Source organism: Aeromonas sp. 602658 (assembly GCF_049173005.1).
GTDB lineage: Bacteria > Pseudomonadota > Gammaproteobacteria > Enterobacterales > Aeromonadaceae > Aeromonas > Aeromonas veronii_A.
Window position 1 is genome coordinate 33,145 of sequence record NZ_JAAKRF010000032.1, and the last position, 12,356, is coordinate 45,500.

Annotated in this window: 13 protein-coding genes; 8 read left to right on the forward strand and 5 right to left on the reverse strand. The window is 60.7% G+C overall.

All coding sequences use genetic code 11. The features are described 5' to 3' along the window. Positions 1–10: 10 nt before the first annotated feature. The 4 genes from G5253_RS17010 to blrA form a co-directional block, all read right to left on the reverse strand. A complete protein-coding gene (locus G5253_RS17010; RefSeq protein WP_266135132.1) occupies positions 11–370 on the reverse strand; it encodes a hypothetical protein in 360 nt (119 codons plus the stop codon). A 111-nt stretch (positions 371–481) separates the two neighbouring features. After that, entirely contained in the window at positions 482–1,276 is a 795-nt protein-coding gene (gene blaOXA, locus G5253_RS17015; RefSeq protein WP_421203816.1) for an OXA-12 family class D beta-lactamase, read from the reverse strand. 78 nt (positions 1,277–1,354) lie between these two features. Further along, a complete protein-coding gene (blrB, locus tag G5253_RS17020; protein WP_266135131.1) occupies positions 1,355–2,776 on the reverse strand; it encodes a beta-lactam sensor histidine kinase BlrB in 1,422 nt (473 codons plus the stop codon). Then, complete coding sequence (blrA, locus tag G5253_RS17025; protein WP_041210465.1) at positions 2,773–3,444, reverse strand: beta-lactam response regulator transcription factor BlrA; 672 nt, start codon at positions 3,442–3,444, stop codon at positions 2,773–2,775. The genes blrB and blrA overlap by 4 nt, the downstream gene beginning before the upstream one ends. A 122-nt stretch (positions 3,445–3,566) precedes the next feature. Between blrA and G5253_RS17030 the strand changes: the two genes are divergently transcribed. After that, the gene (locus tag G5253_RS17030) at positions 3,567–4,340 is read left to right on the forward strand and encodes a DeoR/GlpR family DNA-binding transcription regulator (RefSeq protein ID WP_064335026.1); all 774 of its coding nucleotides are present in this window, start codon (positions 3,567–3,569) and stop codon (positions 4,338–4,340) included. A 56-nt stretch (positions 4,341–4,396) separates the two neighbouring features. Further along, positions 4,397–6,229 carry a glutamine--fructose-6-phosphate transaminase (isomerizing) gene (glmS, locus tag G5253_RS17035; protein WP_216960043.1) on the forward strand — a complete coding sequence of 611 codons (1,833 nt, stop codon included), beginning with the start codon at positions 4,397–4,399 and terminating at the stop codon, positions 6,227–6,229. A gap of 73 nt (positions 6,230–6,302) precedes the next feature. Here the strand turns inward: glmS and G5253_RS17040 are convergent, their stop codons facing one another. Next, on the reverse strand, positions 6,303–7,079 hold the full coding sequence (locus tag G5253_RS17040) for a helix-turn-helix transcriptional regulator (protein WP_216952456.1): 777 nt from the start codon (positions 7,077–7,079) through the stop codon (positions 6,303–6,305). 210 nt (positions 7,080–7,289) lie between these two features. On the opposite strand from G5253_RS17040, the gene G5253_RS17045 reads away from it, so the two are divergent. From G5253_RS17045 to G5253_RS17070, 6 genes are read left to right on the forward strand one after another with little or no spacing between them, the layout of a single operon-like run. Next, positions 7,290–8,051: a DUF3450 domain-containing protein gene (locus G5253_RS17045; protein WP_266135130.1), complete on the forward strand. Its 762-nt coding sequence runs from the start codon at positions 7,290–7,292 to the stop codon at positions 8,049–8,051. Continuing rightward, positions 8,048–9,352: a MotA/TolQ/ExbB proton channel family protein gene (locus tag G5253_RS17050; protein ID WP_376899330.1), complete on the forward strand. Its 1,305-nt coding sequence runs from the start codon at positions 8,048–8,050 to the stop codon at positions 9,350–9,352. Before G5253_RS17045 ends, G5253_RS17050 begins: the two co-directional genes overlap by 4 nt. Next, a complete protein-coding gene (locus G5253_RS17055) occupies positions 9,349–9,879 on the forward strand; it encodes a MotA/TolQ/ExbB proton channel family protein (protein WP_005339367.1) in 531 nt (176 codons plus the stop codon). The genes G5253_RS17050 and G5253_RS17055 overlap by 4 nt, the downstream gene beginning before the upstream one ends. Next, on the forward strand, positions 9,876–10,277 hold the full coding sequence (locus tag G5253_RS17060) for an ExbD/TolR family protein (protein ID WP_005339369.1): 402 nt from the start codon (positions 9,876–9,878) through the stop codon (positions 10,275–10,277). Before G5253_RS17055 ends, G5253_RS17060 begins: the two co-directional genes overlap by 4 nt. Continuing rightward, positions 10,274–10,936, forward strand: coding sequence for an energy transducer TonB (locus G5253_RS17065; protein WP_005339371.1), 663 nt, complete (start codon positions 10,274–10,276; stop codon positions 10,934–10,936). The genes G5253_RS17060 and G5253_RS17065 overlap by 4 nt, the downstream gene beginning before the upstream one ends. 2 nt (positions 10,937–10,938) lie before the next feature. Continuing rightward, positions 10,939–12,117, forward strand: a complete 1,179-nt coding sequence (locus G5253_RS17070) for a hypothetical protein (protein WP_266135128.1) — start codon at positions 10,939–10,941, stop codon at positions 12,115–12,117. The last annotated feature ends 239 nt before the right edge of the window (positions 12,118–12,356 follow it).

Here is a 12,356-nt window from a genome sequence, read left to right on the forward strand (position 1 = left end):
GTGGGATTGTTCAGGGGCGGGAGCGCACCAGCCGGGCGGCTTGCGCGAAGCGATCGGTATGACCATCGATCACTCCGTGTATAAAGTCGATGTAGTAGACCAGTTCCGGCATCTCCTCGATGGTGGGGAGTCGCCACCCCTCGCCAAGGCGGGCCGCTTCATCCTTGGCTTCAAGCAGCGTCAGCAGGGCCGGTGTGCCCACGCACCCTTTCCCCTCCTGCCACTCGCTGCCCAGACTGCACGCCTGCCATTCGAGCTGGTTGAGCCGATCATGGATGACTCCCCCTTGCCGACTCAGGCGATCGGAGAGGTCGCAGGCGGCCAGTGCCATGCTGGCCGGAAGCCAGAGCAGCCACAGGAATAATTTCATTTTTGTCTCTTGTGCGGATGGCGGTCAGCCCGGTGTCGGCGGGCTGACCCTGATGATCGGAGCGGGCTGCGAAGCTTTGGCCTCCAGCCCTGTCGTCAGGTTATGTGGGGATCAGAGCTTCTTGAGTTGTGCGGACAGGGCGGCCAGCACCTCTTCTTTCGCTTTGAGCGAGGCGAATTGCTTGCCCGGTTTCTGCACTACTGTGTGGACGAAGATCAGCTGCTTGCCCGGTTTGCTGGCCCAGCCGACGAACCAGCCGATCTGCTGATCGCGGTTGAGGCTGCCATCCAGCTTCTTCGGGTAGCCCATGCCGGTCTTGCCGTGGATCTGCCAGCCGTCGATCTCGCTCACCTTGAGGATATTGGCGGTGTACTGCAGGGTCTGCGCCGAGACCGGCAGCTTGCCGCTCACCATCTTGCCGAGGAAGCGAGCCTGCTCCTCCGGACTGATGGCGAGGCTGGAGCTGAGCCAGGCCTGGGTCAGGCCGTCATGCTTGCCCGGATTGCCGGAGAGATCCCGGTTGCCGTAGTCGAAGCGGTCGACGTATTGCTGGAAGCGCTCCATCCCCAACCACTCGGTGATCTGCTGGGAGAACCAGACTACAGAGTAGGTTTCCCAACGGCGCGGGGTAGTGGTTTCGCGCCAGGCGGGCAGCCAGCCGTCATAGCTCGGCTTGTAGGGCAGCGCCGGATGCTCTTCATCCACCAGAAAGCCACTGTCATAACCCATCAGTGCCAGCGGGATCTTGAAGGTGGATGCGGGCGGCAGCTGGCTGGAGCAGTCCCCTTCGCTGGAGAGGGTCTGACCGTTGCCGTCGGCATAGAGAAAACAGCCGCTGGCGGCGGAGGCCGGCACTGCGCAGAGCAGACCGGTAGCCAGCAGGCCGGAAAGAAGCAGGCGAGACATGGGGCGATTCCTTGGGTTGATAAGTGAAAGAGCGGCAGGATAGCGCCACTCTGTGTGGTGAATGTGAAGTGGCCGTTGCTAGATGAGCGGCAGCCAGAATTCGGCGATGGCGCCACCTTCCGGCCGATTGGCGAGGGTCAGACGCCCGCCATGCTGGTGGGCCACCTCATGGGCGAAACTGAGCCCGAGACCACTGCTCTTGCCCTTGTCGGGGCGCGGCAGGGAGTAGAAGCGCTCGAAGATCCGTGGCAGGGCGTAGTCGGGAATGCCGGGGCCGCTATCGGTGACCCGAAAACAGTAGCCATCCTCCTGAAGAGTGCCGCTGAGAGTGACGCTGGCGCCTGCCGGTGAAAAGTCGATGGCGTTGTCCAGCAGGTTGCCGATGGCCTGCTCCACCAGCAGCGGGTCCCACTTCTGTTTCGGCGCGCTGGCCAGCTCGGCCATCAGCGCTACCTGCCGGCGCTGGGCGATAATCTGGCGGGCATCGAGCGCCCGCTTGCCGAGCCCGGCTGGATCTACCGCTTGCCGATCCAGCCCCTGACCCGACTCCAGCCGAGCCAGTTGCAGCATCCGTTCGATCAGCTGCTGCATGCGGGCACTCTCCTGATTGATGTTGCCGATAAAGCGCCTGGCCACCTCGGGGGGCGGCGTTTCGGCCAGGATCTCCCCTGCCCCGCGAATGGCGGCCAACGGGCTCTTCAACTCGTGGGTCAGGCTGTGGACATAGCCCTCGATATAGCTCTTGCCATCGAGCTGGTGGCGCATGGTTTCGAGGGCGTGGCCGAGCCGATCCAGCTCGACGGTGTGCAGTTGCGGTAGTGGCGCCGCCTCCCCCTTGCTGACCGATTCGGCATAGTGCACCAGTTTGCCGATGGAGCGGTTGAGCCACCAAACCAGCAGACTGCCGATCAATAGCGAGATGAACAGCATCTGGCCGGCGGCCTGCAGCAGTTCCCGTTCACCCCGCTCGATGGCGGGCATCAGGGTGCGATTGGGTTTGGCGACGGTGAGAGAGCCGATGATCTCTGTCCCCTCCCGCAGCGGTGCCGCCACATACATGGTCGAGCTGGCGGCATCGTCGGGATCGGTGCGGGTGCTGCGGGCGCCATACTGACCGCGCAGGGTGCGGTAGACATCGTTCCAGCGGGAATAATCCTTGCCCAGATCTGTGCCGTCGGAGTCGTAAATCACCATCCCCTGCCGATCCGTCACATAGATGCGGTACTCCGCCTGCTGTTTGAGATGGCCGTCGATCATCGCATTGATGGGATTCTGGTTGAGGCGGGCGAAGGCGCTGGCCAGCCGCCCGTTCATCATGTTGCCCTCTTGCAGATCATCGAGCGCCAGCGGCGCCAGCAGCTGGGTCATGTCGACCAGGGTATCCTCGGTGGCGCTGCGCACCCCAGGTTTGATCTCCTCGACGAAGATCTCCAGCACGAACCAGGCGGCCAGCGCGAAGATCAGCAGCAGGCCGCACAACAGTTGCAGTCCGAGTCTCATGCCAGCTCCAGGCTGTAGCCCAGTCCACGATGGGTGAGGATCAGGTTGGCTTCGGGATCATGCTCGCGCAGCTTGGCGCGGATGGTCTTGATGTGGGTATCGACGGTGCGATCCAGACTCTCTTCGGCATCCTGCCATACCAGATCCATCAGCTGCTGGCGGGAGTAGACCCGGCCAGGCGCCTGCATCAGGGTCTTGAGCAGCAGATATTCGTAACGGGTGAGGGCCAGCGGTTGACCGCGAAAGTGAATACGGGCTCGTTCCTCATCCAGTGCCAGTAGCGGGGCTGGCTGGGCCGAGGGCTGGCTGCGGCGCAGGATGACCCGCACCCGGGCACACACCTCCCGTGGCGAGAAGGGTTTGGCCACATAGTCGTCGGCGCCAATCTCCAGCCCGATCAGCCGATCAATCTCCTCGCTGCGGGCAGTGAGGAACATCAGGGGAGTGTCGGTCAGCGTTCTGACCTGCTTGCAGAGCTCGAAGCCGCTGATGTCGGGCAGCCCCACATCGAGGATCAGAAAGTCGGGCCGGCTCTGGGCCAACCGGCTCAGCAGCTGTTGGCCCAGAGTGAACCACTCCACCTCGAAGCCATCGGTCTGCAGGGCATAAATCAGGGTATCGGCGATGCTGGCCTCATCTTCCACCAGCCAGATAACTCTCTTTTGCATGGCATCCTCGTCGCAAATCGGCTCCTCATTCTGGCATTGAAGCAAAACGGATCCTATTTGCTGTTTTATTTTTCCAAAAAAGGGGCTAACATTTCGATGTTCTTTCGAATCGAAACTTAAAAATGACCAAACGTAATACTCAACAACGCCGTCACACCATAGTGACCCTGGTACAAGAGCAGGGTGAAGTGAGCGTCGACGCCCTCGCCAAACACTTTTCTACCTCCGAAGTGACTATCCGTAAAGATCTGGCCGTACTGGAGACCGGCGGTCTGCTGCTGCGCCGTTATGGTGGTGCCGTTCCCTTGCCGAACGAGATGGTGGTCGAGGTCAACCCTGAACAAGTTTCGAACCGAAAGTTAGCCATTGCCCGTGCGGCGGCCGAGCGGCTGCGTGATCACAACCGCGTCATCATCGACAGCGGCAGCACCACCAGCGCCATGATCCCCATGCTGGGCAACAAGCGCGGCCTCATCGTGATGACCAACTCCCTCAATGTGGCCGGTGCCCTGCGCGAGTTGGAAAATGAGCCTACCCTGTTAATGACCGGTGGCACTTGGGACCCTCACTCCGAATCCTTCCAGGGGCAGGTGGCGGAACAGGTGTTGCGCTCCTACGACTTTGACCAGCTCTTTATCGGTGCCGACGGCATCGACCCGGAGCGTGGCACCACCACCTTCAACGAGCTGGTGGGCCTGTCGCGGGTCATGGCCGAGGTGTCGCGGGAGGTCATTGTGATGGTCGAATCGGAAAAGATCGGCCGCAAGATCCCCAATCTCGAACTTCCCTGGTCGAGCATCCATACCCTGGTGACCGACGAGGGGCTGGCCAGCGAGGCCAGAGAACAGATTCAAGCCCAGGGGGTGACGCTTATCTGCGCCCCGGTCACTTGCTGACATCGAGCTCTGAACCATCCAACTGACTTTACGATTTGCATCTCAAGGAGAAGTGTATGTGTGGCATCGTCGGGGCTGTCGCCCAACGTGATGTGGCTGAAATTCTGGTAGAGGGCCTGCGCCGTCTGGAGTACCGCGGTTATGACTCCGCCGGTGTGGCCGTGTTCAGCGCCAACCAGCCGTTGCAGCGGGTTCGCCGTCTGGGCAAGGTGGCCGAGCTGGCCAAGGCGCTCGACGAGCAGTCCGTCCACGGCGGTACCGGCATCGCTCATACCCGCTGGGCCACTCACGGCGAGCCCTCCGAACGCAACGCTCACCCTCACGTCTCCGAGCATATCGTGGTGGTGCACAACGGCATCATCGAGAACCACGAAGAGCTGCGGGAAGAGTTGAAGGCGCTGGGCTATGTGTTCAGCTCCGACACCGATACCGAAGTGATTGCCCATCTGGTCCATCACGAGCTGAAGAGCGCCGGCAGCCTGCTGGCCGCCATGCAAACTGCGGTGAAGCAGCTGCGCGGTGCCTACGGTACCGTGGTGATGGACAGCCGCGACGACAGCCGCGTGGTGGTTGCCCGCTCCGGTTCACCGCTGGTGATCGGCCGCGGTATAGGCGAGAACTTTATCGCCTCCGACCAGATGGCGCTGCTGCCGGTGACCCGCCGTTTCATCTTTCTGGAAGAGGGTGATGTGGCCGAAGTGACCCGCCGCGACGTGCACATCTTCGATACCAACGGCAACGCCGTGGTGCGCGAAGAGCAGGAGTCCGAACTCTCCCACGATGCCGGTGACAAGGGCGAATACCGTCACTACATGCTCAAGGAGATCCACGAGCAGCCCAAAGCGATCACCAACACCCTGGAAGGGCGTCTGGGCAGCGATCACGTGGTGGTCGAATCGTTCGGCAACGGCGCGCGCGCCATCTTTGACAAGGTCGAGCACGTGCAGATCGTTGCCTGCGGCACCTCCTATCACTCCGGCATGGTGGCTCGCTACTGGTTCGAAGAGATCGCCGGCGTCTCCTGCGATGTGGAGATTGCCTCCGAGTTCCGCTATCGCAAATCGGTAGTGCGTCCCAACAGCCTGCTGGTGACCCTCTCCCAGAGTGGCGAGACCGCCGATACCCTGGCGGCGCTGCGTCTGGCCAAGGAATCCGGCTACATGAGCTCGCTGGCTATCTGCAACGTGCCGGGCTCCTCGCTGGTGCGTGAATCGGATCTGGCCTTTATGACCCGCGCGGGGGCAGAGATTGGTGTGGCCTCCACCAAGGCGTTCACCACCCAGTTGGCTGGCCTGCTGATGCTGGTGGCCTCGGTCGGTCACTGCCGTGGCCACCTGAGCGCGTCCGCCGAGGCCGAACTGGTCAAGGCGCTGCAAGCCTTGCCGCTGCGTATTAAAGAGAGCCTGGCGCTGGCCAAGGATATCGAAACCCTGGCCGAAGAGTTTGCCGACAAGCAGCACAGCCTGTTCCTCGGTCGTGGCAGCCAGTACCCCATCGCCATGGAAGGGGCGCTCAAGCTCAAAGAGATCTCCTACATCCACGCCGAAGCCTACGCCGCTGGCGAGCTGAAGCATGGCCCGCTGGCGCTGATCGATGCCGAGATGCCCATCATAGTGGTGGCGCCGAACAACGATCTGTTGGAGAAGCTCAAGTCCAACGTGGAAGAGGTGCGTGCCCGTGGCGGTATCCTCTACGTGTTCGCCGATGCCGACACCGGCTTCAAGAGCGACGAGACCATGCGGGTCATGAACCTCAACCATGTGGAAGAGGTGATCGCCCCTATCGTCTATACCGTGCCGCTGCAGCTGCTCTCCTACCACGTCGCCCTGATCAAGGGCACTGACGTCGACCAGCCGCGCAACCTGGCAAAATCGGTGACTGTTGAGTAAGTCACTTTTGATCAGTCACTTTCTGAAATGAAAAAGAGCCGCTATTGCGGCTCTTTTTGTTTCGGCTGAGGGGTTACGACAGCCGCAGGTTGGTGATGGTGACCTCATCGAGGGAGGGCACTATGATGCCGCTGGTGATCCCCTTGGCGATGGCCTGGCTGCGGTTCTTCGAGTCGGTCTTGTTGGTCACCTGGGTCAGGTGAAAGTTGACCGTCCGCTCGCTGATGCCGAGGATAGTGGCGATCTCCCAGGAGGTCTTGCCCTCGCTGGCCCAGAACAGGCACTCCTTCTCCCGATCCGACAGTTCGGTCAGGTACTTCATCAGGTCAGGCCGGCTTTTGATCAGTTGCAGCGCGGAGTTGAAGATGTAGCTGGCGCAGAATGACAGCAAGGGAACGTTTTCAAACATCAGATCAGAGTTGGACTTCTCCTTGGTGATGAATGAGAGGATACCGTGCTCCCCCTGCGGGGTGTGGAGCGGGAAGGATACGCCGTTGCGCACCCCGAAATCGGCAGCCAGATTCATCACATCGCGGCTGGCGCTGGGCAGCCAGGGCGAGTCGCAGTCGAGTTTGTTCCAGAAGATAGGCTGGGTCTGTTTCAGCCCCAGATAGACCACCGGATCCTGGGTCAGATACTGGTTTTCGCTGTAGGCGTCAAACCAGCTGGTCGGACAGTTGTTGAATAGTGCCACGTGGGATTTCTGCATGCTGATGGGGAAAATAATCAACAGCCGGAAGTAATCAAAGCCCATTTGATGACTGAAGCGTTCCAGTTGTTGCTGGATATCGCTGGTTTTTGTTGCCTTGGTGAACTTGTCGATATGTTCCCAGATCGCATCGTTGAGCATGACTTTCTCCTTTTTCGATCTCTATCACACTGATCGAAAAGATTTTTTCTCGTTATTTATATTTGTGCGGTGGCTATTGGCGCCACTTATTCCGTGCGTGTCTAAAAATTATCCTGTTTTTGTGCATAAAGGCCAAGAAAATCCTCTCGTTGCCAGTCCGCCCCACATTTGAGATAATGATAATAGTTATCATTAGTAAGATGTATTTCAATGAACAAATTATGGGGTGTGGCCCTGCTGCCACTGTCAGTCCACTTTGCTGCCATCGGGGATGAGCTGGTTGCTACCGCCCTCAAGAACAGCATAGCTGCCGGGAAAGCCTCCCAGCAGCGGGTGGAAAAAGCCGCCGATGCCGCCGTTGCCGCACGACTGGAGCTGCAAAATGCCCAGCTTCAACTGCGCGACCTCGAAGCCTACAACCGCTACATGCAATCTCTGGTGGCCGATCAGCAAAATGAGCTGGGTAAATTGAGTCAGCAGCTGGAAGCGGTGCAAGAGACCCGTCAGGGCTTGATCCCGCTGATGCTGCAGATGCAGGCAGATCTGGAACAGCTGGTGCAAAACGACATCCCGCTGCGCAAGGAAGATCGGCTGGCGCGGGTTGAACAGTTGAAAGCGACCCTGGCCCGCGCAGACGTTAGCGAGGCAGAGAAATTCCGTCAGCTGCTGCAGGCCTATCAGATTGAAGCCGAGTACGGCAGCCGGATGGACAGCTATTCCGCCGAGCTGGAGCTGGATGGTGCTCCGCGTCGGGTCGATGTGCTGGCGTTGGGTCGGGTCTCCCTGCTGGCGATGACGGCCGATCGTAGTCAGGCATGGCGCTGGTCTGCCGAGGCTAAGCAGTGGCAAGCCCTCGACAGCCAGTGGCTCTCCCCCATCGCCGAGGCGATGGATGTGGCCGCCGACAAGAAAGTTCCCCAGTTGCTCAATGTCCCCCTCTCTGTCAGCCGTAGTCAGGAGGCCCAATCATGAGAGTCACCATGAAGTGGTTCCCCCTCCTTATTGCCCTCTCCTGCGGTACCAACACCGCTGTCGCCGATGAGTGGCAGCAGCAGGAACAGGCTCGTGAACAGCAGGCTCAGCAAGATCTGGCGACCGTTGCCAAGGAGCTCGGCACTGCCCGCACCAGACTGGCCGAGGCCCAGCGCCTGAGCAAGGAGCTGGCTGGCAAGTTCGCCAGCAACGAGAAGCAGCTGGTCGAGCTCAACGCCCAGTGGGAGCAAGCCTCCGGCGACATGAACGAGATCTTCGCTGTCACCCGTCAGGGCGCCAGCGATGCGGTCAAGCTGCTGAGCGAATCCGCCGTCGAGGGCCAGTACCCGGAACGTCTCGCCCCGCTGAAAGCAATGGCACAGGATAAACAGGTGCCGGATCGCGCCGCCCTCGCCCTGCTACCCGCCACGCTGCTGCAGGAGATCCGCGAATCTGGCCGGATTGCCCAGTTCAACGGCAAGGTGCTCGATGCCCAGGGGGCTGCCAGCGAGCAGTCGCTGACCCGGGTTGGCAGTTTTGCCCTGCTGGGGAGTGACGGCTTCCTGCAACCGACCGCCGAAGGCTTGAGCCCGGTACTGGGTCTGCCCGGCAGCGTGCTCTCTGCCGTTGCGGCTTATCAGGGTCAGGAAGGGGAAGCGCTGCCGCTGGATCCTTCGCATGGCACTCTGCTGGCGATGCTGGCACAGGCGCCCACCTTCTGGCAGCAGGTACAACAAGGTGGTCAGGTCGGCGCCATTATCGTGCTGTTGGCCGCCATCGGTTTGGGTATCGCTGCGGTACGGCTGTGGAGCCTCTCCCGCGAACTGGGTCGGGTGCGCCGCCAGCTCAAGAGCGGCGAGTATCACGCCGACAACGCCCTCGGCCGAGTGCTGACGGTGGCAGACAAACACTCCGAGCTGAGCATGGAGACCCTCGAGCTGCGTCTTGATGAGGCGATCCTGCAGGAGACTCCTCGCATGGAGCGCGGCATCGGCATGGTCAAGGTAATCGCGGCCATCGCCCCCATGCTGGGTCTGCTCGGTACCGTGACCGGGATGATCGGCACCTTCCAGGCCATCACCCAGTTTGGCACCGGCGATCCCAAGATCATGGCGGGCGGCATCTCCATGGCGCTGGTTACCACGGTACAGGGTCTGGTTGCGGCCATTCCGCTGATCCTGGCCCACAGCCTGCTGCAATCGCGCTTCACCGAGCTTTCCAATGTGCTGGAGCAGCAGGTAGCCGGCATTCTGGCCGAGCGCGCCGAGAGCAATAACGGCGGGATGGAGCGAGCAGCATGATGCTCGACATCTGGCAACAGCTGCAGAGTTTCATGGGCCGTGGCGGCCCTGTGCTCTGGGTCATTCTGGCCCTGCTGGTGCTGATGTGGATTTTGATGATCGAGCGGCTGCTCTACCTCAATCTGGGTTTTGGCCCCTTGCAGCAACAGCTGCTCGGCCGCTGGCAGGCCCGCAGCGAGCGCCACAGTTGGCACGCCCGGGCAATCCGCAGCCGCTGGCTGGCGCAGGCGGAGCTGGAACTGAACCGTCATCTGATCTTCATCCGCACCCTGGTGGTGCTCTGCCCCATGCTGGGGTTGCTGGGCACAGTGACCGGCATGATCGGCGTATTCGATGCGTTGGCTGCGGCCAACCGCTTTAACCCGGAGAGCATGGCAGGCGGGATCTCCCGCGCCACCATCCCCACCATGGCGGGCATGGTGGTGGCGCTCTCCGGCGTGTTGTTACTCAGTCGGCTCGAGAGTCAGGCCAAGCGTGCGCTGGCCAAGACCCGGGACGGCCTGCGAGAAGAGAAGGTAATGCAATGAGACGGCAATCCAAACGCCAGCGTGACGAAGTGCAGATCGACATGACCCCCATGCTGGATATCGTGTTCATCATGCTGATCTTCTTTATTGTCACCACCTCCTTCGTGCGCGAAGCCGGGCTCGAGGTACACAGACCTCAGGCCAGTCAGGCCAAGGCGCAGAAATCTTCCAGCATCATGCTGGCGATCGGGGCTCAGGGTCAGATCTTCCTCGACCGCAAGCAGATCGATGTGGAGCGGGTACAGGCCACCATCGCCCGTCTGCTGGCGGAGCAACCTGATGCCAGCCTGGTGATCCAGGCCGACGAGCGAGTGCCCCATGGCAAGGTGGTGCGGGTGATGGATGAGGCCAAGGCGGCAGGCATCGCCAATATCGCCGTGGCGGTGGCGCCGAAATGAAATACAAGCTGATGAGCCTGGGGCTGGGGATCGCCCTCAGTCTGGGCATCCTGCTGTTTATGGCCACGCTGGTTGAACCGCCCCGGGGCGAGAAGGTGGCGAGCGAACAGAAGCCCATCGTCATCAATATGCAGAACGAGGTGACCGAGGTGCAAGTGCGCGAGCGTCCGGTACCGCAGGAGCCTGAACCTCTGCCAGAGCCTCCCGCGGCATTGGCCTCGACACCGCTGCCGATGCCTGCCGCGGCCCCCTTGGCGGCCGTTGAGCCGAGTCTGGATCTGGTTTCCAGCCTCAGTGCGGTGCAGGTCTATGCCCCCGGTGTGGCGACCAGTACCGCACCGGTATTGAGTGGCAACTACCACGGCCAGCAGCAGGGGGCAGGTATCGGCGCCGGTGACATGCTGATGCCGCTGCAACGGATCGAGCCGGTCTACCCCTATCGTGCCCAGCAGTCAGGGATCGAAGGTTTCGTCACCCTGCGCTTTAGCGTGAATGCCGAAGGTGGCGTGCAGGATGTGGAAGTGGTCGAGGCCAAACCCAAGCGTCAGTTCGAGCGGGCGGCCATTCAGGCGATCAACAAGTGGCGCTATCAGCCGAGACCGGGCGCCACCGACAAGCTGGTGCAAGTCATCACGCTCAAATTCAAACTGGAGTCATAGCTATGTTGCGGATCTGGATCTGTCTGCTGGCCCTGGTCGGCCAAGCCTGTCTGGCGATGGAGGTCAGCCCCCACTTCTCCCGTCAGCTTGAACCCGTTATGAAGCTCTATCAGTCCGGTCAGTGGCAACAAGCCCAGAGTAAGGCATCCGGCCTCAAGCCAAATAGCGATGCCGAGCGTGCCTGGCTGGCGCAGTTGCAAGCCTCGCTGGCGGCCAATCTGCAACAGACCGCCCAGGCGAGCCGTTATGTCGAACAGGCCCTTGCCTATAAAGAGTGGCCCGAGCAACAACAGCTCCAGCTGCTGCGACTGCGCGGCGATATTCAGGCCCAGCAATCCAACTGGTCTGGTGCCATCGCCAGCTACAAGGCGGCGCTGGCACTGAAGCAAGACGATGGGCTGCGCCTGCGTCTGGCCGGCCTCTATTACCACAACAAACAGTACGGTGACGCTGCCAGCCAGAGCGAACAGTTGTTGAAGAAGGGTTGGCAGAAGCAGGCCGCCATCATTCGCCTCTCCGCCCTCACCGCTCAGCAACGTTATGGCGTGGCTGCCGATCAGGCGGCCGAGTTGATCAGCCACGAACCCAAAGAGAGCAAATGGTGGCAACAGGCGGTATCGCTCAACCTCTCCGCCAAACGTGGCGATCAGGCGTTGGCATTGCTGCAAACTGCCATCGACAGAAAACTGATGGATGATGCATCTGCCCGCAATCAGCTGATCCGCCTCTATGCCTGGCAAGGGTTGCCTTATCGTGGTGCTCGTCTGCTGGAAGCGGCCATGGCCAAGGGACAGATGAAGCAAAGTGCTGAAAATCGTCAACTGCTTGCCCAATTATGGGAAGGTGCCCGGGAGTGGTCACAAGCGGTCGATAGCTGGCAACAGTTGGCCAACCTGCACGGTCAGCCCAAAGCCGCCATGCGCGCCGCCGAACTGCTGCTGCAACAGGGCAAGACTGATGCTGCTATGACCCAACTTGCCGCCATCAAGTCTGTGAAGGGCGAGCAAGGCAATCGCGCCAAAGCGTTGCTGGTGCAGGCACACCTTAATAAGGAGCAGTATGCCCAGGCGCTGGAACTGGCCCGTGAGCTGCAGCAACAAAATAACTGGCAACAGAAGGCAACCAGCTGGGTCAACTATATCCGGGCACAAAACGAAGAGTTGAGTAAAAAAGCGGCGTAAAAGAGGTGCCAATGGGCTGTTTTGGGGCGTTCAGTTCGCTTTTTCAGCAAACGAGCGCATTTTTGCAAAAAGCCCTTGTCATCCCGGCGCGGCTCCCTATAATGCGCCCCTACCAGCACGGCGGAACACGCCGAACTGATGAGCCAGCTTCTTAGCGAAGTGGGCGCCGAAAGAAAAGCGAAAACTATCGCTTGACTTTCGAAGTGAGAAGCGTAATATGCGCCTCCTCAACGCGACAA